The 20,316-nt window shown below is 60.0% G+C and carries 17 protein-coding genes and 1 pseudogene; 15 read left to right on the top strand and 3 right to left on the bottom strand.

All coding sequences use genetic code 11. The features are described 5' to 3' along the window. Positions 1-30: 30 nt before the first annotated feature. Positions 31-795, bottom strand: a complete 765-nt coding sequence (locus ACYZT9_RS02450) for a methyl-accepting chemotaxis protein (RefSeq protein ID WP_462010141.1) — start codon at positions 793-795, stop codon at positions 31-33. 93 nt (positions 796-888) lie between these two features. After that, positions 889-1,923, bottom strand: a pseudogene (locus tag ACYZT9_RS02455) (HAMP domain-containing protein); the annotation flags it as partial. Between the two features lie 279 nt (positions 1,924-2,202). Here ACYZT9_RS02455 and ACYZT9_RS02460 point away from each other — a divergent pair. Both ACYZT9_RS02460 and ACYZT9_RS02465 read left to right on the top strand, forming a co-directional pair. Beyond that, complete coding sequence (locus ACYZT9_RS02460) at positions 2,203-2,457, top strand: hypothetical protein (RefSeq protein WP_007907841.1); 255 nt, start codon at positions 2,203-2,205, stop codon at positions 2,455-2,457. Between the two features lie 31 nt (positions 2,458-2,488). Beyond that, entirely contained in the window at positions 2,489-3,058 is a 570-nt protein-coding gene (locus tag ACYZT9_RS02465; RefSeq protein ID WP_462008403.1) for a lipocalin family protein, read from the top strand. A 113-nt stretch (positions 3,059-3,171) separates the two neighbouring features. Here the strand turns inward: ACYZT9_RS02465 and ACYZT9_RS02470 are convergent, their stop codons facing one another. Next, entirely contained in the window at positions 3,172-4,536 is a 1,365-nt protein-coding gene (locus tag ACYZT9_RS02470) for a formimidoylglutamate deiminase (RefSeq protein WP_462008404.1), read from the bottom strand. Between the two features lie 146 nt (positions 4,537-4,682). Here ACYZT9_RS02470 and hutC point away from each other — a divergent pair, with 146 nt between their 5' ends. The 13 genes from hutC to ACYZT9_RS02535 all read left to right on the top strand — a co-directional run bounded on the left by hutC (position 4,683) and on the right by ACYZT9_RS02535 (position 20,277). Further along, entirely contained in the window at positions 4,683-5,393 is a 711-nt protein-coding gene (gene hutC / locus ACYZT9_RS02475) for a histidine utilization repressor (RefSeq protein WP_174602685.1), read from the top strand. A gap of 10 nt (positions 5,394-5,403) precedes the next feature. Beyond that, complete coding sequence (locus ACYZT9_RS02480) at positions 5,404-5,973, top strand: HutD/Ves family protein (protein WP_462008405.1); 570 nt, start codon at positions 5,404-5,406, stop codon at positions 5,971-5,973. Positions 5,974-6,382: 409 nt separating this feature from the next. Next, the gene (gene hutU, locus ACYZT9_RS02485; RefSeq protein ID WP_462008406.1) at positions 6,383-8,065 is read left to right on the top strand and encodes a urocanate hydratase; all 1,683 of its coding nucleotides are present in this window, start codon (positions 6,383-6,385) and stop codon (positions 8,063-8,065) included. A 167-nt stretch (positions 8,066-8,232) separates the two neighbouring features. Then, complete coding sequence (locus tag ACYZT9_RS02490; protein ID WP_462008407.1) at positions 8,233-9,705, top strand: purine-cytosine permease family protein; 1,473 nt, start codon at positions 8,233-8,235, stop codon at positions 9,703-9,705. Positions 9,706-9,773: 68 nt separating this feature from the next. Then, the gene (locus tag ACYZT9_RS02495; RefSeq protein ID WP_462008408.1) at positions 9,774-10,742 is read left to right on the top strand and encodes an ABC transporter substrate-binding protein; all 969 of its coding nucleotides are present in this window, start codon (positions 9,774-9,776) and stop codon (positions 10,740-10,742) included. Between the two features lie 70 nt (positions 10,743-10,812). After that, positions 10,813-11,664 carry an ABC transporter permease gene (locus ACYZT9_RS02500; protein ID WP_030129253.1) on the top strand — a complete coding sequence of 284 codons (852 nt, stop codon included), beginning with the start codon at positions 10,813-10,815 and terminating at the stop codon, positions 11,662-11,664. Continuing rightward, the gene (locus ACYZT9_RS02505; RefSeq protein WP_462008409.1) at positions 11,661-12,491 is read left to right on the top strand and encodes a quaternary amine ABC transporter ATP-binding protein; all 831 of its coding nucleotides are present in this window, start codon (positions 11,661-11,663) and stop codon (positions 12,489-12,491) included. Before ACYZT9_RS02500 ends, ACYZT9_RS02505 begins: the two co-directional genes overlap by 4 nt. 151 nt (positions 12,492-12,642) lie before the next feature. Then, positions 12,643-14,166 carry a histidine ammonia-lyase gene (hutH, locus tag ACYZT9_RS02510; RefSeq protein ID WP_462008410.1) on the top strand — a complete coding sequence of 508 codons (1,524 nt, stop codon included), beginning with the start codon at positions 12,643-12,645 and terminating at the stop codon, positions 14,164-14,166. 97 nt (positions 14,167-14,263) lie between these two features. Beyond that, positions 14,264-15,829: a histidine ammonia-lyase gene (gene hutH, locus ACYZT9_RS02515; RefSeq protein ID WP_462008411.1), complete on the top strand. Its 1,566-nt coding sequence runs from the start codon at positions 14,264-14,266 to the stop codon at positions 15,827-15,829. 98 nt (positions 15,830-15,927) lie between these two features. Then, positions 15,928-17,133, top strand: a complete 1,206-nt coding sequence (hutI, locus tag ACYZT9_RS02520; RefSeq protein WP_462008412.1) for an imidazolonepropionase — start codon at positions 15,928-15,930, stop codon at positions 17,131-17,133. A gap of 10 nt (positions 17,134-17,143) precedes the next feature. After that, a complete protein-coding gene (hutG, locus tag ACYZT9_RS02525; RefSeq protein ID WP_462008413.1) occupies positions 17,144-17,947 on the top strand; it encodes an N-formylglutamate deformylase in 804 nt (267 codons plus the stop codon). 284 nt (positions 17,948-18,231) lie between these two features. Continuing rightward, on the top strand, positions 18,232-19,179 hold the full coding sequence (locus tag ACYZT9_RS02530) for a choline ABC transporter substrate-binding protein (protein WP_462008414.1): 948 nt from the start codon (positions 18,232-18,234) through the stop codon (positions 19,177-19,179). A gap of 144 nt (positions 19,180-19,323) precedes the next feature. Beyond that, positions 19,324-20,277, top strand: a complete 954-nt coding sequence (locus ACYZT9_RS02535) for an alpha/beta hydrolase (protein ID WP_462008415.1) — start codon at positions 19,324-19,326, stop codon at positions 20,275-20,277. Positions 20,278-20,316: the final 39 nt, after the last annotated feature.

A 20,316-nucleotide genomic window follows, 5' to 3' on the forward strand; every position in this document is an offset into this window, starting at 1 on the left:
CTTGCTCGCGAAGAGGCCCGCAAGAGCGTCTTAGATCCTGAAGCTACCCACCAACTGCTTCAATCGCGCCGCCTGCTGTTCAAGGTCAGAACACGCGCGCAACGTTGCCTGCAAGTTCTCCACCCCTTCCTGATTCAGCGTGTTGATCTCAGTGATGTCGACGTTGATCGATTCCACCACGGCGGTCTGCTCTTCGGTAGCGGTCGCCACGGACTGGTTCATCCCGTCGATCTCGCCGATCCGCTGCGTCACGCTACCCAGGCGCTCGCCGGCCTGGTTCGCGATGCCAACGCTGCTTTCGCTCTGGCGCTGGCTATCCGTCATGGTGGTCACCGCTTCGCGAGCGCCGACTTGCAGTTCTTCGATCATCTTCTGCACTTGCTGCGCCGAATCCTGAGTGCGATGGGCGAGGTTGCGCACCTCGTCCGCGACCACGGCAAAACCGCGTCCGGCTTCACCGGCTCGGGCCGCTTCGATGGCGGCGTTCAACGCCAGCAGGTTGGTCTGCTGCGAGATGCTGGTGATCACCTCCAGAATCTGCCCGATGTTCACCGTGTTGCTGTTGAGCGTCTCGATGTTGCCGCACGAATCACTGATCTTCGCTGACAGCTGTTGCATCGCCGCGATGGTTTTATCCACCACCTGTTGACCGTCCTCGGCCAATGCGCGCGCGTCGCTCGAGTGCTGCGAGGCGAGGGCGGCGTTCTGAGCGATTTCCTGGGCGGCGGCGCCCAGTTCGTTGATCGCGGCGGCCACGCTGCTGGTGCGAGAAGCTTGCTGGTCCGAGTTGAACATCGACGAGTTGGAGGCGGCGACGACCCGCAGTGCGACTTCGTTGACCTGGCCGGTGGCCGAGGACACTTCGCGAATCGAAGTGTGGATACGCTCCACAAAACGGTTGAACGAGGTGCCCAGCGCACCGAATTCGTCATGGCCGTGAATGGTCAGGCGTTTGGTCAGGTCACCTTCGCCCTCGGCGATGTCATGCATGGCGCGGCCCATGGTCAGCAGCGGCTGCATCAGGAAACTGATCAGCATGCCCAGCAACGCGATGATGATCACCACGGCGATGACCATGGCAATGATCGCCGAGGTGCGGAATTCGCTAAGCATCGAGAACGCGGTGTCCTGATCCAGCACCAGCGCCACGTACCAGTCTGCCGACGGCACGCCGTTGACGCGGGTGAAGGAGATGAACTGACGCTTGCCGTCGATTTCGACTTCTTTCATGCCCGGGCTGACATTTGGCGCGCCGCTCGGGTAGGCCTCGGCCAGGTTCTTGAGCACCAGTTTGCTGTCCGGGTGAATCAGGATCTTGCCGTCGGCGCTGACGATAAACGCATGACCGTGACCGCCGAAGTTCAGCGAGTTGATGATGGCGCTGACGCTGGACAGGTCGATGTCGGCGCCGGCGACGCCGATCATCTGGTTTTGATGCTGCACCGGGGTGGCGACGGTGATCACCAGCTTGCCGGAAGACGCGGCAATGTAGGGCTCGGTGACGATGGTCCGTTGCGCGCTGTTGGCCGCTTTGTACCAGCCGCGTGCTCGAGGGTCGTAATCCGCGGCACGATTGCCGGCCGGGATCGAGAACATCACGCCGTCGGTGCCGCCGAAGTAGCTCAGCTGGAAGTTGCTGGTGTAGGCGGGCAGGTCGATCGCGCGCTTGAGATTGGCCGGGGCACTGCCATCCACCGTTATCTGCTGGGACAGCGACTGCAGCAACTGAATGCGGCTTTCCAGCCAGGTCTGGATGTTGCTGGTGGTCAGGCTGCCGAGTTCCTGCATCGAGGATTCGGTACTGCTGCGCAGGGTCTGCCGCTGGCGGTAGTCGTTGAACAGGATGAAACAGGCAAATGCGACGGCCACCACAAGGGCAGCAGCCAACAGGATTTTGTGGCTGAACTTCATGTTTCTGGTCATTAAATGAACTACCGCGAAGTGGCTGGTCAACAAGGGGCGCCAATTTGCCACAGGAACGGGGCTTGCGCAGCTTTTATGTCGGCAGATCTGCGTCAAAAGTTAAGCGTTTTTTTTGCCGAAGCCGACGAAATGCTCAGAGTCACTTGAAAGTTCCTGATATTTAAACAAAGCCTGACGAATGGTCCAGCAAATAGCCAGCCTGTCACGGAACCAGACAGGGGTTTCCTCTTCTAAGCTTCAGCTTGGCAGCCATGCCATTCCCTTCCCAGGAGCAACACCATGTCGCTGCGTTCCATCGCTTTGCTTTCGTTCTGCGTGTTGTTGGCCGCGTGCGGCAAGATCAATCAGGAAAATTATTCGAAGCTGTCGACAGGTATGCCCAAGGCCGAGGTTGAAACCCTGCTAGGCAAGCCCACCGACTGCTCGGGCGCGCTTGGCATGTCCAGTTGCACCTGGGGCGACAAGAACAGCTTTATCAGCGTGCAGTACGCCGGTGACAAAGTGTTGATGTTTTCCGGCCAAGGCCTGAAGTAAACCGGGGCGATGCGCCCGCGGGAGAAAAACAATGAAGCGGTTATTGATCCTCCTTTTTGCCGGCCTGGTATTGGCCGGCTGCGCCACTTCTGGCGAATATCCGTTGGCGCCGAAAACCGTCAACAACGTCAATCTGAAGAAGTACCAAGGGACCTGGTACGAATTGGCGCGTCTGCCGATGTATTTCCAGCGCAACTGTGCGCAATCCGAAGCCCATTACACGCTCAAGCCGGACGGTAACGTTCTGGTGCTGAACCGCTGCCTGACGGCGGATTGGCAATGGGAAGAGGCCAAGGGCACGGCTTATCCACAGGTGCCGGGCAAGACCGACAAGCTGTGGGTCGAGTTCGATAACTGGTTCTCGCGATTGCTGCCGGGTGTGGCGAAAGGCGAATACTGGGTGTTGTTCGTCAGCGAAGACTACAAGACCGCCATCGTTGGCGATCCGGGCCGCCGCTATCTGTGGCTGCTGTCGCGAACCCCGACGGTCAATGGTGTCGTGCGCGAAGAGCTGCTGAGCAAGGCGCGTCAGCAGGGTTACGACACCACGCGGTTGATCTGGCGTGCGACGGATACGCAGATGGCCAAGACCTCGAACTAATTACGCTGGACCCTGTGGGAGCGGACTTGCCCGCGATAGCGGACTGTCAGTCAACATAAATGTTGAATCTGATGGCCCCATCGCGGGCAAGCCCGCTCCCACAGATGTTTGTGTCAGCCTAAAAGTTCGCGCAGGACTTGCGTGAACGCGCGATTACTTTCTTCTTCGCCCGCATGATGACCATCCCGCACGACCCACTGGCCATTGACCAGCACATCCCGCACCTGACGATCGCCACCGGCAAACAACCAACGATTGAGAATCCCGTCGCCACTGGCTGTCGCCAGGTACGGATCGCTTCCGTCCAGCACCAGCCAATCCGCGCGTTTGCCAACTTCCAACGCACCAATCGGCTGGCCCAACGCCTGCGCACCGCCGTCCAGTGCCGCGTCGTACAGCGTTCGGCCGACCATCGGCTGATCCGCGCCATACATTCTGTTACGCCGCTGATCGCGTAAACGCTGGCCGTATTCCAGCCAACGCAATTCTTCCACCACGCTCAATGAAACGTGGCTGTCGGAACCGATGCCCATGCGCCCACCCTGGGCGAGGAAATCCACCGCCGGGAAAATCCCGTCGCCGAGGTTGGCTTCGGTGGTCAGGCACAGGCCGGCGATAGCACGACTCTTGGCCATCAGCGTGACTTCTTCTGGATTGGCATGGGTCGCGTGAACCAGGCACCAGCGCTGATCGACTTCGGTGTTTTCGTACAGCCATTGCAGAGGGCGACGACCGCTCCAGCTCAGGCAGTCATCGACTTCCTTCTGCTGTTCGGCAATGTGAATGTGCACCGGGCACTGCTTGTCGCTGGCCGCCAGTACTTCGCTGATCTGCTGGGGTGTTACCGCGCGCAATGAGTGGAAACACAAACCCAGCGACTGCGCTGGTTGCTGCGCCACGATCGGCTGCAAGCGCGATTGAAGCTTCAAGTAGTTTTCAGTGCTGTTGATAAAGCGCCGCTGGCCGTCGTTCGGCGTCTGGCCGCCAAAACCGGAATGGCTGTAAAGCACCGGCAACAGGGTCAAACCGATACCGGCGGAACTGGCCGCCTGGCTAATACGCAGCGCCAGTTCGGCAGGATCTGCGTAGGGCTGGCCGCTGGTGTCGTGGTGTACATAATGAAATTCCGCGACCGAGGTGTAACCGGCCTTGAGCATTTCGATGTACAGCTGACGGGCGATGACGCCGAGTTGGTCGGGGCTGATTTTTCCGACGAGGCGATACATCAGATCGCGCCAGGTCCAGAAACTGTCGTTCGGATTGCCGGCCACTTCGGCCAATCCCGCCATCGCTCGCTGGAACGCGTGGGAGTGCAAATTCGGCATCCCTGGCAGCAGCGGACCGCTTAGCCGTTCGGCGCCATCTGCGTGGGAATCGGCCTGGACATGGGTCAAAACGCCGTCGGCGCTGACCTCAAGACGTACATTGTTGGCCCATCCACTAGGCAGCAGCGCGCGTTCGGCAAAGAAGGCGGACATGGTTCAGCACCCCATCGTGTGTTATTTGTATATACATATACAGACGTTTGCCTGCCCGGTAAACTCCGGCAAGCTAGTCATCTCTTTTCAACGAACAAGGATTAACCGTGCCGACTCCGCCTGCAGTCTCTCCGTTGGCCGCACACATGGGCGACAGTCCGGCGCCCTTGTACGCCCGCGTCAAACAAATGATCACTCAGCAAATCGACAGTGGAAACTGGCCGCCGCACTACCGCGTTCCGTCGGAAAGCGAACTGGTCAGCCAACTCGGTTTCAGCCGCATGACCATCAACCGCGCGCTGCGCGAGATGACAGCCGACGGTCTGTTAGTGCGCATGCAGGGCGTCGGCACGTTCGTCGCCGAGCCGAAAAGCCAGTCTGCCTTGTTTGAAGTGCACAACATCGCCGACGAAATCGCCTCTCGTGGCCATCGCCATACGTGCCAGGTGATCACTCTTGAAGAAGAGGCGGCCGGTTCCGAGCGCGCCCTGGCCCTGGACATGCGTGAAGGCCAGAAGGTGTTCCACTCGTTGATCGTGCATTTCGAGAACGACATTCCAGTGCAAATCGAAGACCGTTTCGTCAACGCGCTGGTCGCCCCGGATTACCTCAAGCAGGATTTCACACTGCAAACGCCTTACGCCTATCTGAACCAGGTCGCGCCGCTGACCGAAGGTGAGCACGTGGTCGAGGCGATTCTGGCCGAGGCTTCCGAGTGCAAGCTATTGCAGATTGAAAAAGGCGAACCGTGCCTGCTGATTCGTCGCCGCACCTGGTCCGGCCGTCAGCCAGTGACCGCCGCCCGTTTGATTCACCCCGGTTCCCGCCATCGTCTGGAAGGACGGTTTCACAAATAGAGAGCCATCAATGAGTCAAGTAAAGGTTCTACGCGCAAAAGATTACCCGCGCATGCCGTGGAAAAACGGCGGCGGCAGCACTGAAGAGATCACCCGTGATTCAGGCACTGGCCTTGACGGTTTCGGTTGGCGTCTGTCGATTGCTGATATCGGTGAGTCTGGCGGATTTTCCACGTTCGCCGGTTACGAGCGGATCATCACGGTGTTGCAAGGCGACGGCATGACCTTGTCGGTCGACGGTCAGATGACGCGGGCGCTGTTACCGCTTGATCCGTTCGCCTTCAGCGGCGAGAGCCATGTTACTTGCACATTGCTCGGTGGGCCGATCCGTGATTTCAACCTGATTTATGCGCCGAAGCGCTACAGCACGCGGTTGCAGTGGCTGGACTGTGAGCAGCGGTTTTTCAGCGAGGCCGGGGCTGTGCTGGTGTTCAGTGTCAGCGAGGCGCTAGAAGTGAAGGTCGGTAACAACACCCTGCAATTGGGTCGCCATGATTGTCTGCAACTCGTCGGTAGCACCGGCCTGCTGGAAATTTCCAGTAACGGTCCATGTTGCGTCATCGAACTGACTGCACGCTGATCCCGTCCCGAGTCGTTCCATTCGCGGGCAAGCCCGCGAAGCTTTTTCCGCCGAGCAAATTCGTTCCCCATCGCGCACTAACTTGTTACCGAATGCCCCGGCGTGGCGCAAATACGCGTTCAAGTAACAAGACCTCACCTCTTCGAAAAAATCCCCCCGAAAAATTTCATCGCTCGCAGAACCCTTGATCTACAGGCTTTCCAGCCCTCTCCGGGTTTTTCTTGAGCATCCATTCAACAAGTTGGCCGCTTGATTGCATATGCTTGTATGTACAAGTAAAGACGTATGCGCATGAGTCGACCGAGACTCTCCGCAGCGTCCACTGATTCGCTTGTGGCGCAACGATGCGCACAGGCTGGCTTACCCACCGCCAGGGTTGGTTTGAATTGATCGCTGAGGAGTCTTTTTCGTGACTGACAATAAGCCCACTAAGTACCGTGACGTTGAAATTCGTGCCGCTCGCGGCAACAAGCTGACCGCCAAGAGCTGGCTGACCGAAGCGCCGCTGCGCATGTTGATGAACAACCTCGACCCGGAAGTTGCCGAGAACCCTAAAGAACTGGTGGTTTACGGTGGTATCGGTCGTGCGGCACGTAACTGGGAATGCTACGACAAGATCGTCGAAAGCCTGACCAACCTCAACGATGACGAGACCCTGCTGGTGCAATCCGGCAAGCCGGTCGGCGTGTTCAAGACCCACAGCAACGCCCCGCGCGTGCTGATCGCCAACTCTAACCTGGTACCACACTGGGCGAGTTGGGAACACTTCAACGAACTCGACGCCAAAGGCCTGGCCATGTACGGCCAGATGACCGCCGGCAGCTGGATCTATATCGGTAGCCAAGGCATTGTTCAAGGCACCTACGAAACCTTCGTCGAAGCCGGTCGCCAGCACTACAACGATGACCTGAAAGGTCGTTGGGTCCTGACCGCAGGCCTCGGCGGCATGGGCGGCGCTCAGCCTCTGGCTGCAACCCTGGCCGGCGCTTGCTCGCTGAACATCGAATGCCAGCAGGTCAGCATCGATTTCCGCTTGAACAGCCGTTATGTCGACGAGCAGGCCATCGACCTCGACGATGCGCTGGCCCGCATCGACAAATACACCAAGGAAGGCAAGGCGATTTCTATCGCTCTGCTGGGCAACGCGGCTGAAATCCTGCCAGAACTGGTCAAGCGCGGCGTGCGCCCGGACATGGTCACTGACCAGACCAGCGCCCACGACCCGCTCAACGGTTATCTGCCAGCCGGCTGGACCTGGGACGAATACCGCGCTCGCGCAAAAACCGAACCTGCTGCCGTGGTGAAGGCGGCCAAGCAATCGATGGCCGTGCACGTCAAAGCGATGTTGGATTTCCAGAAAATGGGCATCCCGACCTTCGACTACGGCAACAACATCCGCCAGATGGCGCAAGAAGAAGGCGTGGAAAACGCATTCGACTTCCCGGGCTTCGTACCGGCGTATATCCGCCCATTGTTCTGCCGGGGCATCGGTCCATTCCGTTGGGCTGCACTGTCGGGCAACGCTGAAGACATCTACAAAACCGACGCCAAGGTCAAAGAGCTGATCCCGGACGACGCGCACCTGCACAACTGGCTGGACATGGCGCGCGAGCGCATCAGCTTCCAGGGCCTGCCGGCCCGTATCTGCTGGGTTGGCCTGGGCCTGCGCGCCAAGCTGGGTCTGGCGTTCAACGAAATGGTTCGCAGCGGTGAATTGTCTGCGCCCATCGTGATCGGTCGCGACCACCTGGACTCCGGTTCGGTCGCCAGCCCGAACCGCGAAACCGAATCGATGCAGGACGGTTCCGACGCCGTGTCCGACTGGCCACTGCTCAACGCTCTGCTCAACACCGCGAGCGGCGCGACCTGGGTTTCCCTGCACCACGGCGGCGGCGTCGGCATGGGCTTCTCCCAGCACTCGGGCATGGTGATTGTCTGCGACGGTACTGACGAAGCGGCCGAGCGTATCGCTCGCGTTCTGCACAACGACCCGGCGACCGGTGTCATGCGTCACGCCGATGCGGGTTACCAGATCGCGATCGATTGCGCCAAGGAACAAGGCCTGAACCTGCCGATGATTACCGGCAAATAGGCGAAATTGCTTTGGGTGGGAGCGGGCTTGCTCGCGATTACGGTGGGTCAGTCGACATTGATGTTGGATGTGCCCACCTCTTCGCGAGCAAGTCGAATCGTCGCACCGCCGCTCCCACAAAAAGCAGTTACACAGTGAATCCCATAACAATCCACAGAGGTTGAATCATGGCTGTTAACAACGATCGTGCAGGCAGCAAACCGTTGATCGAAACGCGTTCGATCGACTACATCCCGGAAGCGGAGAGACACGGTCGCCTGTTAAGCCAGTTCACGCTGTGGCTGGGTGCCAACCTGCAAATCACCGCGATTGTGACGGGTGCGCTGGCGGTGGTGCTCGGTGGTGATGTGTTCTGGTCGTTGATCGGTCTGCTGATCGGGCAAGTGGTCGGCGGTGGCGTGATGGCGCTGCATGCCGCGCAAGGGCCAAAGCTTGGCCTCCCGCAGATGATCTCCAGCCGGGTACAATTCGGCGTTTATGGCGCGGCCATCCCGATCGTGCTGGTCTGTTTGATGTACCTCGGCTTCACCGCAACGGGAACCGTGCTTTCCGGCCAGGCGCTGGGCCAGTTGTTTGGCGTCAGCGACAGCATCGGCATCCTCATTTTCGCCAGTGTCATCGTGCTAGTCACGGTACTCGGTTATCGGGTGATCCATTTCATTGGCCGTGTCGCCAGCGTCATTGGTGTGATTGCCTTTGTGTACTTGTTCAGCCGTCTGATGAGCCAGGTTGATATCGGCGCACTGTTACAGATCCGCCACTTCAGCTGGAGCAGCTTCCTGCTCGCAGTGTCGCTCGCGGCGTCCTGGCAGATCGCCTTTGGTCCCTACGTGGCTGACTATTCACGCTACCTGCCAAGCAAGATTTCCTCGGTGAAAACCTTTTTCGCCGCTGGCGCGGGTTCGGTGATTGGCGCACAGGTGGCGATGATCCTCGGCGTGTTTGCCGCCGCCTCGGCCAACGGGCAATTCGCCGGCCACGAAGTGGCCTACATCGTTGGTCTGGGCGGTACCGGTGCCACTGCTGCGCTGCTGTACTTCAGCATCGCGTTCGGCAAGGTCACCATCTCCACGCTGAACTCCTACGGCAGCTTCATGTGCATTGCGACCATCATCAGCGGTTTCCGTGGTCACTTGCAGGTCACGCGCTTGCAGCGTCTGGTCTTCGTGCTGGTCATCGTCGGTGCTGCGACCCTGATCGCGTTGCTCGGTCAGCACTCGTTCCTCGGTGCGTTCAAGTCCTTCATCCTGTTCTTGCTGGCGTTCTTTACGCCATGGAGCGCGATCAACCTGGTGGACTACTACTGCATTACTCGCGAACGCTATGACGTGCCGGCGTTGGCCGATCCGAACGGTCGCTACGGCCGTTGGAACCCCCTCGGTATCAGCGTCTATGTCTTCGGTGTACTGGTGCAACTTCCGTTCATCTCCACCAAGTTCTATACCGGTCCGCTGGTAGACGCCCTGGGGGGAGTGGATATTTCCTGGATCATCGGTCTGGTGCTTCCCGCAGCCCTGTATTACGTGTGCGCAAAAAAATGGCATGGCGCCGTACCCGATCAACTGATTCTGCCGGTCGAGCAGGACAGCGTTGTACAACCTAAAACAAGCGAAGTCGGTCGCGCCGCGGCGCAGGCCTGATTGGACGTGGACAGGGCTGGATGCCTCTTGACTGCCGTAAGCCAATTCATGATTAGGAGCGTCACACAATGAAATCGAACAAGACCCTGCTGACCACGTTGCTTTCCATGGGCCTGCTGGCCAGCGCCGGCGCCACTCAGGCGGCGGGCTGGTGCGAGTCAGGCAAACCGGTGAAGTTCGCCGGCCTGAACTGGGAAAGCGGCATGCTGCTGACCGACGTGATGCAAATCGTGTTGGAGAAAGGCTACGACTGCAAGACCGACAGCCTGCCTGGCAACTCCATCACCATGGAAAACGCCCTGAGCAGCAACGACATTCAAGTGTTCGCCGAGGAATGGGTCGGCCGCAGCGAAGTCTGGAACAAGGCCGAGAAGGCCGGCAAAGTCGTCGGTGTCGGCGCTCCGGTGGTTGGCGCGATCGAAGGTTGGTACGTGCCGCGTTATGTGATTGAAGGCGATGCCAAGCGCAAACTGGAGCCAAAAGCCCCCGACCTGAAAGCGATCGCCGATCTGGGCAAATACGCCGCCGTGTTCAAGGATCAGGAAGAGCCATCCAAGGGACGTTTCTACAACTGCCCGGCCGGCTGGACCTGTGAGCTGGACAACAGCGAAATGCTGAAAAGCTACGGCCTGGAAAGCAGCTACACCAACTTCCGTCCGGGCACCGGCCCGGCGCTGGATGCTGCGGTGCTGTCGAGCTACAAGCGCGGCGAGCCGATCCTGTTCTACTACTGGTCGCCAACGCCGCTGATGGGCCAGGTCGATCTGGTCAAACTCGAAGAGAAGCCCGGCGTGGACAAGCGCGTGACCATCAAGGTTGGCCTGTCCAAGACCTTCCACGAGCAAGCCCCGGAACTGGTGGCCGTGTTGGAAAAGGTCAACCTGCCGATCGACCTGCTGAATCAGAACCTCGGGCGCATGGCCAAAGAGCGGATCGAATCGCCAAAACTGGCCAAGATCTTCTTGAAGGAACATCCTGAAGTCTGGCACGCATGGGTGAGCGAAGACGCAGCCAAAAAAATCGACGCGGCCTTGTAGGTTGAGCTTCTCCGACTGCTGGTAACGGCAGTCGGACGCTGAATCGCAACCCCTTGATTGAGAGTCTCTTATGTTTCCCGAAAGCTTTACCTTTTCCATCGCCGACTGGGTCAACAGTTGGGTCGATTCGCTGGTCACCAACTACGGCGATGTGTTCCGAAGCATCTCCGACACCCTGTTGTGGGCCATCGTCAATCTTGAAGGGCTGCTGCGTGCGGCGCCTTGGTGGCTGATGCTGGCGATCGTGGCGGGCGTGGCTTGGCACGCGACCCGTAAAGTCGTGACCACCTCCGTGATCGTCGGTTTGTTGTTCCTCGTGGGCGCGGTCGGCCTCTGGGACAAGCTGATGCAAACCCTCGCGCTGATGATGGTGGCGACGGTCATTTCGGTGCTGATCGGCATTCCGCTGGGCATTCTTTCGGCGCGCAGCAATCGCCTGCGTTCGGTGCTGATGCCGTTGCTGGACATCATGCAGACCATGCCAAGCTTTGTGTACCTGATCCCGGTGTTGATGCTGTTCGGCCTGGGCAAGGTTCCGGCGATTTTCGCCACGGTGATTTACGCGGCGCCACCGCTGATCCGCCTGACCGACCTGGGCATTCGCCAGGTCGACGGCGAAGTGATGGAAGCGATCAACGCCTTCGGTGCCAACCGCTGGCAGCAACTGTTCGGCGTGCAACTGCCGTTGGCCCTGCCGAGCATCATGGCCGGGATCAACCAGACCACCATGATGGCCCTGTCGATGGTCGTGATTGCCTCGATGATTGGTGCCCGTGGCCTGGGTGAAGATGTGTTGGTGGGGATTCAGACCCTCAACGTCGGACGTGGCCTTGAAGCCGGTCTGGCGATCGTGATTCTGGCAGTGGTCATCGACCGCATTACTCAGGCGTATGGTCGGCCACGGCATGAGGTGAGCAAATGAGCAACGAAGCCATCAGCAAGATCGAAGTCAAAAACGTCTTCAAGATTTTCGGCAACCGTTCCAAGGAAGCGCTGGGCATGATCGGCCAGGGTAAAACCAAGGATCAGGTGCTGGCCGAAACTGGCTGCGTGGTGGGCGTGAACGACCTGTCGTTGAGCATCGGCACCGGCGAGATCTTCGTGATCATGGGCCTGTCGGGTTCCGGCAAATCCACACTGGTGCGCCACTTCAACCGCCTGATCGACCCGACCAGCGGCGCGATCCTGGTGGACGGCGTGGACATCCTGCAATACGACATGGAAGCCCTGCGCGAATTTCGCCGGCACAAGATCAGCATGGTGTTCCAGAGCTTCGGCCTGCTGCCGCACAAGACCGTGGTGGATAACGTCGCTTACGGTCTGAAAGTGCGCGGCGAGAGCAAGCAGATGTGTTCCGAGCGCGCCCTGCACTGGATCAACACCGTGGGCCTCAAGGGCTACGAAAACAAATACCCGCATCAGCTCTCGGGCGGCATGCGTCAGCGTGTGGGCCTGGCCCGTGCGTTGGCGGCGGACACCGATATCATCCTGATGGATGAAGCCTTCAGTGCGCTCGATCCGCTGATCCGCGCGGAGATGCAGGATCAGTTGCTGGAGCTGCAAAAGACCCTGCACAAGACCATCGTCTTCATCACCCACGACCTCGACGAGGCCGTGCGTATCGGCAACCGCATCGCGATCCTCAAGGATGGCCGCCTGATTCAGGTCGGCACACCGCGAGAGATCCTGCATTCACCGGCGGATGAGTATGTCGACCGGTTCGTACAGCGGCGCGCGGCGGTGGTTTAGGAAGATTTGCGGTGAATTTACTGGCCCCATCGCGAGCAAGCTCGCTCCCACAGGATTTGTGAACACTGGAGATCCACTGTGGGAGCGAGCTTGCTCGCGACGGGGCCGGTGAAGCTGCATCAATATTCAGGTTGCACGCACGAGGTCAATGATGTCCCAGGCTGAAAAAATCGTAATCGCCGACGCTCCGTTGCGTTGGCAGGATGTGGTCGCTGTAGCCCGCCACGGCGCACAGCTCGAGCTGTCGGCCCAAGCCTGGGCGCGGATCGAGAACGCTCAGGCGATCGTCCAGCGCATCGTCACCAGCGGCGAACGCGCTTACGGCGTCAACACGGGCTTGGGCGCGTTGTGCAACGTCTCGCTCAAAGACGAACAACTCAGCCAACTGTCGCGCAACACCTTGCTCAGTCACGCCTGTGGCGTTGGCGCTCCACTGGCTGACGAACAAACTCGCGCGATCATGTGCGCCGCGATCACCAACTTCACCCAAGGCAAATCCGGCCTGCATCGCCGGGTGGTCGAAGCGCTGCTGGCGCTGCTCAATCGCGGCATCACCCCACAAGTGCCCTCCCAGGGCTCGGTGGGTTATCTGACCCACATGGCGCACATCGGCATCGCGCTGCTGGGTGTCGGCAATGTCAGCTATCGCGGGCAGATCGTTTCTGCGCAACAGGCCCTGGCTGAAGAAGAGTTGCAACCGGTTCAGCTCGGCGCCAAGGACGGCTTGTGCCTGGTCAACGGCACGCCGTGCATGACTGGCCTCAGCTGTCTGGCGATTGCCGATGCCACGCGCCTGCTGCAATGGGCCGACGTGATCGGCGCCATGAGCTTCGAAGCTCAGCGTGGCCAGATCGCGGCGTTCGATGCCGAGATCATCGCGCTCAAGCCGCACCCGGGCATGCAGCAGGTCGGCGTCAATCTTCGGGCATTGCTCGATGGCAGCGAAGTGATTGCTTCGAGCAAAGGCATCCGCACGCAGGATGCGCTGAGCATCCGTTCGATCCCGCAAGTCCACGGCGCTGCACGGGATCAACTGGCGCACGCGATTCAACAGATCGAAATCGAACTCAACGGCTGCACCGACAACCCGTTGCTGCTGGGCACGCCGGACAATTTCCGCATCATGTCGCAGGCCAACCCGCACGGTCAGTCCGTGGCCATGGCGGCTGATTTGCTGGCCATCGCCATGGCGGAAACCGGTTCCATCGCCGAGCGACGTCTCGACCGTTTGATCAACCCGCATGTCAGCGGTTTGCCGGCATTTCTGGTGGCCAATCCGGGGGTCAACTCCGGGATGATGATCGTGCAATACGTTGCCGCTTCGCTGTGTGCGGAAAACCGTCAACTGGCGCAACCGGCGGTGCTCGACAACTACGTCACGTCGGGCCTGCAGGAAGACCACCTGAGCATGGGCACCAACGCCGCACTGAAGCTGCATCGCGCGTTGGAGAACTGCACGCAGATCCTTGCGATCGAGTATTTGCTGGCGGCTCAAGCATTTGAATTTCTCAAAGAACAACGCTTCGGCGCCGGCACCGATACCGCATGGCGTCTGCTGCGGGAGCGGGTTGCGGCCTACGACCAGGACCGCTGGTTGGCGCCGGACATTGCTGCCGCCGCTGGCGTTCTGAAAGACCCGATTTTGTTGCACAAGGCTTTACCGAATTTGCACTGATTTCCATCACACCAGCGTGCCAAGGCGCGGCTCCCCAAAAGGCGAGACGCGACGGACAACGGACATTTCCGGAGCGTCTGGTGAGTCTTCTTTGTTTATGAAGAACAAAACTCTCAAAAGGAGAATAAAAGTGACTGCGCTAAACCTGATTCCCGGCCAACTGAGCCTTGCCCAATTGCGTGATATCTATCAGCAACCGGTGAAAATCACCCTCGATAACAGCGCCTCTGCCCAGATTGAAGCCAGCGTTGCCTGCGTGGAACAGATCCTCGCCGAGAACCGCACCGCCTACGGCATCAACACCGGTTTCGGCCTGCTGGCCTCGACTCGCATCGCCAGTGAAGACCTGGAAAACCTGCAGCGCTCGCTGGTGTTGTCCCATGCCGCCGGCGTCGGCCAGCCGATCAGTGACGCGCTGGTGCGACTGGTCATGGTGCTCAAGGTCAACAGCCTGAGCCGTGGTTTTTCGGGGATTCGTCGCGTGGTAATCGACGCCCTCATCGCCTTGATCAACGCCGAGGTTTACCCGCACATTCCATTGAAAGGTTCGGTCGGTGCCTCCGGTGATCTGGCGCCATTGGCCCACATGTCACTGGTGCTGCTGGGTGAAGGCAAGGCGCGCTACAAAGGCGAGTGGATGGAAGCGACCGAAGCGCTGAAAGTCGCCGGTCTGACGCCACTGACGCTGGCGGCGAAAGAAGGCCTGGCGCTGCTCAACGGCACTCAGGTGTCTACCGCTTACGCGCTTCGCGGTCTGTTTGAAGGTGAGGATCTGTTCGCGGGTGCCTTGGCCTTGGGCGGCCTGACCGTCGAAGCGGTATTGGGTTCGCGCTCGCCGTTCGACGCTCGCATTCACGCCGCGCGTGGCCAGAAGGGCCAGATCGACGCCGCTGCCGCTTACCGCGACTTGCTCGGGGAGCGCAGTGAAGTCTCGGATTCGCACCAGAACTGCGAAAAGGTTCAGGACCCGTATTCCCTGCGCTGCCAGCCACAAGTCATGGGCGCCTGCCTGACCCAGTTCCGTCAGGCCGCCGAAGTGCTCGCCGTCGAAGCCAACGCCGTTTCGGATAACCCGCTGGTGTTTGCCGCTGAAGGCGACGTGATTTCCGGCGGTAACTTCCACGCCGAACCGGTTGCGATGGCCGCCGACAACATGGCCCTGGCCATCGCCGAAATCGGCTCGCTGAGCGAACGCCGCATCTCGCTGATGATGGACAAGCACATGTCGCAACTGCCGCCGTTCCTGGTGGCCAATGGCGGCGTGAACTCCGGTTTCATGATTGCTCAGGTGACCGCTGCGGCACTTGCCAGCGAAAACAAGGCGCTGTCCCATCCGCATTCGGTGGACAGCCTGCCGACGTCGGCAAACCAGGAAGACCACGTGTCCATGGCCCCGGCGGCGGGCAAGCGTCTGTGGGAAATGGCCGAGAACACGCGCGGGATACTCGCGGTGGAATGGTTGGCGGCGGTCCAGGGGCTGGACCTGCGCGATGGTCTGAAGACCTCGCCGAAACTGGAGAAGGCTCGCGGGATTCTGCGTAAAGAAGTGCCGTTTTACGAGAAGGACCGTTTTTTTGCACCGGACATCAATGCGGCCACGGAACTGTTGGCTTCGCGTTGCCTGAATGAGCTGGTCACGACGAAAATTTTGCCGAGCCTGTGATGGCCTCTTCGCGAGCAAGCCCGCTCCCACATTGGATTGCGTAACCCCTGTGGGAGCGGGCTTGCTCGCGAATTTTTGAATACTGTGGAGATTATGGGATGAAAACTCTCTGGCAACACTGCCACGTCGCAACCATGGCGCAAGGCGTCTACTCGATCATCGAGGATGCGGCCATCGTGACGTCCGGTGCGCGCATTGAGTGGATAGGCCCCCGCGCTGAAGTGCCGTCCGGCGAATACCCGGCCGTCAACGATTTGAAAGAGGCCTGGGTAACACCGGGCCTTATCGACTGCCACACCCACACGGTGTTCGGCGGTAACCGCAGCGGTGAATTCGAACAGCGTCTGCAGGGCGTCAGCTATGCGGAAATTGCCGCAGCCGGTGGCGGCATCGCCAGCACCGTACGCGCCACCCGCGCGGCCAGCGAAGACGAGCTGTTCGCCAGCGCCGCCAAGCGCTTGAAGAGCCTGATGCGCGATGGCGTCACCACGGTCGAAATGAAATCCGGCTACGGTCTGGACCTGGCCAGCGAACGCAAAATCCTGCGAGTGATCCGCCGTCTCGGCGCCGAACTGCCGATCAGCGTGCGCAGCACCTGCTTGGCCGCCCACGCCTTGCCGCCGGAGTATGTGGACCGCGCCGACGACTACATCAATCATATCTGCGCCGAGATGCTCCCCGCGCTCGCCGCCGAAGGCCTGGTGGATGCGGTGGACGCGTTCTGCGAATACCTGGCGTTTTCGACGGCACAGGTCGAGCGCGTGTTCATCACCGCACAAGCACTCGGCTTGCCGGTGAAACTGCACGCCGAGCAACTGTCATCGCTGCACGGTTCGAGCCTGGCAGCGCGGTACCACGCACTGTCGGCGGATCACCTGGAGTTCATGACCGAAGACGACGCTATCGCCATGGCCAAGTCCGGCACCGTCGCCGTGTTGCTGCCCGGCGCGTTCTACTTCCTGCGTGAAATCCAATTGCCGCCGATGGACGCGTTGCGCAAGCACGGCGTGAAAATCGCCATCGCCAGCGACTTCAATCCCGGCACCTCGCCAGCGCTGTCACTGCGGCTGATGCTGAATATGGCCTGCACCTGTTTTCGCATGACCCCGGAAGAAGCCCTGGCGGGTGCGACGATTCATGCCGCCACCGCGTTGGGCATGGCCACGACGCACGGTTCGCTGGAAGTCGGCAAGTTCGCGGACTTCGTCGCCTGGCAAATCGATCGTCCCGCCGACTTGTCGTACTGGCTGGGCGGTGACCTGGAAAAACGCGTCGTGCGTCACGGCGTCGAAACGAGCGTTTAGGAGAGCAGTTGTGGATAAGGTTTTGAACTTTAAACAAGGCCGTGTGCCGCTGCTGATCAGCATGCCCCACGCCGGCCTGCGCCTGACCCCGGCAGTCGAAGCCGGGTTGATCCCCGACGCGAAAAGCCTGCCGGACACTGACTGGCACATACCGCAGCTGTATGAGTTCGCCGCCGAGCTGGGTGCCAGCACGTTGGCCGCTGAGTACTCGCGCTTTGTCATCGACCTGAACCGACCGTCCGACGACAAGCCTTTGTACGCAGGCGCGACCACTGGGCTGTACCCGGCCACCCTGTTTGATGGCATTCCGTTGTTCCGAGAGGGTATGGAGCCGTCGGCAACAGAGCGCGCGAACTATCTGGAACAGATCTGGACGCCCTATCACACCACACTGCAAAACGAGCTGGCACGACTCAAAGCCGAATTCGGCTATGCGCTATTGTTTGATGCGCATTCGATCCGCTCGATCATCCCGCACCTGTTTGATGGCAAGCTGCCGGATTTCAACCTCGGCACCTTCAATGGCGCCAGTTGCGACCCACAGTTGGCCACTCAGCTGGAAGCGATCTGCGCGCGGCACGGAAACTACAGCCATGTGCTCAACGGTCGTTTCAAGGGTGGCCACATCACCCGGCATTACGGTAACCCGGCGGAAAACATCCACGCCGTGCAACTGGAGTTGGGCCAGTGCACCTACATGGAAGAATTCGAGCCGTTCCGTTATCGCCCGGATTTGGCGGCGCCAACGCAAGTGGTGCTCAAGGAATTGCTGCAAGGGCTGCTGGCCTGGGGCCAAAAGCACTACAAACACTAGAACCTGTCGCATACCCCTGTGGGAGCGAGCTTGCTCGCGATGAGGCCATTACGTTCAACATTGAGGTTGCCTGTCAGTCCGCCATCGCGAGCAAGCTCGCTCCCACAGGTAAAGTTCATCGCCACAGATTTGTGTTCGCGCTTATGAGCGCATCACGACAGTCGCCTCCGTGCAAAACACAGTCGCCACAGTTCGCTTTTATCGTCTCGACGCTGCGTAATGTTCTGTGCACGGTGCATAAAGACACCGGGCCCATAATAATTCTGCCGCACGAGACCATCCCCATGAAAAGACCGTTTACCCGCTGTCTCTCAATCCTCTGCGGTACCGCTCTTCTGAACACCAGCGTCATGGCCAGTGACGACGCTTCCTGCAAGGCCGTGCGCATGGGGGTGGTCAACTGGACCGACGTGATCGCCACCAGCGGCATGGCCGATGTGTTGCTCAATGGCCTCGGCTACGAAAGCAAGCAAACCAGCGCCGTGCAGCAAATCATCTTCGCCGGCATTCGCGACAAGCGCCTGGACATCTTCCTCGGTTACTGGAAGCCGGCGATGGACAAGAATATCGGGCCGTTCGTGGCCGCTAATCAGCTCAAGATCATGGGCAAACCCAGCCTCGCCGACGCTCAGGCAACGCTCGCCGTACCTGAATATGTCGCCGACGCCGGGCTGAAAACCTTCGCTGACATTGCCAGATTCAAAGACCAACTCGGCGGCAAAATCTACGGCATCGAGCCGGGCAGCGGGGCCAACACCACGATCAAAACCATGATCGAGACCAATCACTTCGGTTTGAAGGATTTCAAACTGATCGAGTCCGGTGAAGCCGGCATGCTTGCCGCCGTTCAGCGGGCGGTGAATCGCAAGGAGTTCGTGGTGTTCGTTGGTTGGACCCCGCACCCGATGAACATCAATATGAAAATCGCCTACCTGACCGGGAGTGAAGATGTTTACGGGCCTAACGAAGGGGCGGCCACGGTCTCCACCGTGACGTCACCGGACTACGCCGAACGCTGCCCGAACGTGAACCGTTTGCTTGCGAACCTGACGTTCACCGCCGCTCAGGAAAGTCAGCTGATGGTGCCGATCATGGAGCGCAAGACGCCGCAGGACGTTGCTAGACAATGGCTGCGTGATCACCCGGAAGACCTTCAGCGTTGGCTGGCGGGCGTCAGCAGTTTTGACGGCAAGGACGGCGTGGCAACCGTGCAAGCCAGCCTGAAGAACTGAACTCAGGCGCAACCTTTGTGGGAGCGGGCTTGCTCGCGAAGACGGTGTATCAGTCAGAGCAGTGTTGCCTGACGCACCGCTTTTGCGAGCAAGCCCGCTCCCACAGGAGCGTGCCACTCTCCACAAAACCTCGGCAGCAGACCCATGGCTCCTTATCCCCTTTCTGACCAGATGACAGCGTTCGTCGAGAAGACGGTCACCTTCAACAGCACCGAAAGCAGCCTCGCCGGTTTGCGCCAGGCCTACAGCGAGATGTGTCGGGCGTTCACCCCTTCACGTCCCCCCGGGTTGTATGTGCTGGATTTTGAATTGGCCGGTGTGCCGGTGCGGTCCTATCAGCCGCCGGTGTCGTCAGCGGCCGGTGGTGATCCGTGCGTGGTGTATCTGCACGGCGGCGGTTGGGTGGTGGGCGACCTGGACTCCCATGACTTCATCTGCGCCGAACTGGCGTCGACGCTGGGTGTGTTGGTGATAGCCGTCGATTACCGTCTGGCGCCGGAGCATCCGTTTCCGGCGGCGTTCGAAGACTGCCTGAAGGTCTGGCGAGCCCTGCGCACCGGGCCGTTTCAGCTAGACCCCGCGCGTTCGCTGGTGGCCGGCGACAGTGCCGGCGGCAATCTAGCCGCCGCGCTGTGCCTGGCATTGCGCGATGCGGGCGAGCCACTTCCCGCGGCGCAAGTCCTGATCTATCCGGGACTCGGTGGCGATCAGCGGCTGCCGTCGCGCAGCGAATGTGTCGACGCGCCGTTGCTCAGCACCAGTGATCTGGATTGTTATCACGCGTTGTATTTGCGCGGCAGCCGAAAGCCGGGCGCCTATGCGATGCCGTTGCTCGCCGGGGATTTGCGCGGATTGCCGCCAGCGTTGATCGCGGCGGCGCAATTCGACCCGCTCCGCGATGACGGCGTGCTTTACGCCGAGCGACTGAACGCCGCAGGCGTGGCCGCGACACTTTATTTCGGTGAAGGGCTGGTTCACGGCTGTCTGCGAGCTCGTGGCCAGGTCGCCGAGGTCGATGCGCTCTATGAAACCCTGCTCGGCTATCTGGCTGAAAAAACGGGCAGCAAAACTCTGACTCTGCAAGGGCATGCTCATTGACGTAAATCGGGTTTATGATGCCCAACGGCAGAATAATTG

The sequence above is a fragment of the Pseudomonas sp. ZT5P21 genome (genome assembly GCF_054897785.1).

Coding starts and splice junctions, on each gene's coding strand:
- ACYZT9_RS02460 (WP_007907841.1), top strand. CDS start 2,203: ATGTCGCTGCGTTCCATCGCTTTGCTTTCGTTCTGCGTGTTGTTGGCC.
- ACYZT9_RS02495 (WP_462008408.1), top strand. CDS start 9,774: ATGAAATCGAACAAGACCCTGCTGACCACGTTGCTTTCCATGGGCCTG.
- ACYZT9_RS02530 (WP_462008414.1), top strand. CDS start 18,232: ATGAAAAGACCGTTTACCCGCTGTCTCTCAATCCTCTGCGGTACCGCT.
- ACYZT9_RS02465 (WP_462008403.1), top strand. CDS start 2,489: ATGAAGCGGTTATTGATCCTCCTTTTTGCCGGCCTGGTATTGGCCGGC.
- ACYZT9_RS02450 (WP_462010141.1), bottom strand. CDS start 795: ATGTTCAACTCGGACCAGCAAGCTTCTCGCACCAGCAGCGTGGCCGCC.
- ACYZT9_RS02490 (WP_462008407.1), top strand. CDS start 8,233: ATGGCTGTTAACAACGATCGTGCAGGCAGCAAACCGTTGATCGAAACG.
- hutI (WP_462008412.1), top strand. CDS start 15,928: ATGAAAACTCTCTGGCAACACTGCCACGTCGCAACCATGGCGCAAGGC.
- ACYZT9_RS02535 (WP_462008415.1), top strand. CDS start 19,324: ATGGCTCCTTATCCCCTTTCTGACCAGATGACAGCGTTCGTCGAGAAG.
- hutH (WP_462008410.1), top strand. CDS start 12,643: ATGTCCCAGGCTGAAAAAATCGTAATCGCCGACGCTCCGTTGCGTTGG.
- ACYZT9_RS02480 (WP_462008405.1), top strand. CDS start 5,404: ATGAGTCAAGTAAAGGTTCTACGCGCAAAAGATTACCCGCGCATGCCG.
- ACYZT9_RS02470 (WP_462008404.1), bottom strand. CDS start 4,536: ATGTCCGCCTTCTTTGCCGAACGCGCGCTGCTGCCTAGTGGATGGGCC.
- hutH (WP_462008411.1), top strand. CDS start 14,264: ATGAAGAACAAAACTCTCAAAAGGAGAATAAAAGTGACTGCGCTAAAC.
- hutC (WP_174602685.1), top strand. CDS start 4,683: ATGGGCGACAGTCCGGCGCCCTTGTACGCCCGCGTCAAACAAATGATC.
- ACYZT9_RS02500 (WP_030129253.1), top strand. CDS start 10,813: ATGTTTCCCGAAAGCTTTACCTTTTCCATCGCCGACTGGGTCAACAGT.
- ACYZT9_RS02505 (WP_462008409.1), top strand. CDS start 11,661: ATGAGCAACGAAGCCATCAGCAAGATCGAAGTCAAAAACGTCTTCAAG.